This window comes from Synechococcus sp. BA-120 BA3, from assembly GCF_034931285.1.
Taxonomy (GTDB): domain Bacteria; phylum Cyanobacteriota; class Cyanobacteriia; order PCC-6307; family Cyanobiaceae; genus Cyanobium.
The window spans coordinates 1-1,934 of sequence record NZ_JAYGHZ010000436.1; the positions used below are offsets into that span (position 1 = coordinate 1).

The following is a 1,934-nucleotide window of genomic DNA, read 5'->3' on the forward strand; positions in this document are numbered from 1 at the left end:
GGGTGGGGCCCAGAAGCGATCCACCTCCGCCGCCACCGTCTGCTGGGGAAGGCCAAAGGCGTCGGGGTCGAGGCCCCGTTCGCGGCAGGCCTCACGGAAGGCCTGGCGCACCATGAACGCCTGCACGGCGATGGGGCGCCAGGCGTCGAAGATGGCCAGCCGCCAGTCGGGCCGCCGCTGCTGCAGCTGCTGCTGGGCCTTCTCCAGCCGCTCGATCACCCCCCTGCGCAGCCGGAACGGACTGGCACCGGGGCCATAGGGGGCCCCCAGGGCCTGGTAGGGATGGGGCTCCAGCCGCCACAGGCTCGGCGGCAGATCAACCAGGGGCTCCCCCCCGTCGGTGATGGGGATCGGACTCCAGGGGCGCAGGGGCGGCATGGGGGCGGCGGGCGCGGGTCGGGCTGGTGGGCCGGTGGTCTGGGTCAATTCAACTGGGCCGCCTCCACCGAGCGGCGCCGCTGGGCCTCGAGGGCCTCGCGCAGGTGCGGGTGGCGGGCCAGCTGGGGATCCTCCGCCAGGATCCGCCGTGCCGCCATGCGCGCCTCCTCCAGCACGGCGCCGTCGTCGCTGAGGCTGGCCAGGGCCAGGTCCGGCAGGCCCGACTGGCGGGTGCCGAGCACCTGGCCGGGGCCCCGCAGCCGCAGGTCCATCTCGGCGATCTCGAAGCCGTCGCTGCTGCGGGCCAGCAGCTCCAGCCGCTGGTGGGCCATGGCGTTGTCGCCCTCATGCAGCAGCAGGCAATGGGAGGCGGCGGCCCCCCGACCCACCCGGCCCCGCAGCTGGTGCAGCTGGGCCAGGCCAAAGCGCTCGGCATGTTCGATCACCATCACGCTCGCCTCCGGCACGTCCACCCCCACCTCCACCACCGTGGTGGACACCAGCACCTGGGAGCGGCCCTCCTGGAAGGCGCCGATGGCCCGCTGCTTTTCCTCGCCGGTCATCCGCCCGTGCAGCAGCCCCACCGTGAGCTCGGGAAACACCTCCTCATCGAGGTGCCGGTGCACCTCCACTGCCGAGCGCAGGTCGACCTTCTCCGATTCCTCCACCAGGGGCAGCACCACATAGGCCCGCTGCCCCTTGGCCACCTCCTGGCGCACCAGCTCCCAGGCACCGGCGCGCTCGGATCCCCGCAGCAGCCGGGTGCGGATCGGCGTGCGGCCCGGTGGCAGTTCATCGATCTGGCTGAGGTCCAGATCGCCATGGATGGAGAGGGCCAGGGTGCGGGGAATCGGTGTGGCGGTCATCGTCAGCAGATGGGGCTGGAGCCCCTTGGCCAGCAACCGGTTGCGCTGCCGCACGCCGAAGCGGTGCTGTTCATCGACCACCACCAGCCCCAGGCGGTCGAACTGCACCGGATCCTCGAGCAGGGCGTGGGTCCCCACCAGCAGCTTCACCTGGCCGTTGGCCAGGTCCTGAAGCACCTGGCGGCGCCGGCGAGCCGGGGTGGAGCCGGTGAGCAGGTCGATGCTGACGTCGAGCTGGGGCAGCCAGCCGGCCAGCTTGTGGAAGTGCTGGGCCGCCAGCACCTCGGTGGGCGCCATCAGGGCCCCCTGGCACCCCGCGGCGATGGCACCCAGCAGGGCCGCCAGGGCCACCACCGTCTTGCCGCTGCCCACGTCCCCCTGGACCAGCCGGGCCATGGGCTGGGGGCGCTCCATGTCGGCGCGGATCTCCGCCAGCACGCGGCTCTGGGCGCCGGTGAGGGGAAAGGGCAGCACGTCGAGGAAGCGGCTCACCAGGTCCTCGCCACCGCTGGGCAGGAGCAGCGGCGGGGCCGGAGAGCGGCGCAGGCGCTCCCGCCGCTGCCCGAGGGCCAGCTGCAGCAGCAGGAACTCATCGAAGACCAGGCGCCGGCGGCAGCGCTGCAGCTCCTCGCGGTCGGCCGGGCGATGCAGCCCCAGCAGCGCCTCGCCGCGGCGTGGCAGTCCCAGCTC

General features: G+C 73.4%; 1 protein-coding gene and 1 pseudogene. Both read right to left on the reverse strand.

The genetic code is table 11. From position 1 onward, the window contains the following. Positions 1-378: pseudogene (locus tag VB737_RS16520) on the reverse strand (M15 family metallopeptidase); the annotation flags it as partial. Between the two features lie 44 nt (positions 379-422). After that, a partial coding sequence (gene recG / locus VB737_RS16525) for an ATP-dependent DNA helicase RecG (protein ID WP_500314563.1) occupies positions 423-1,934 on the reverse strand: 1,512 nt, incomplete at its 5' end.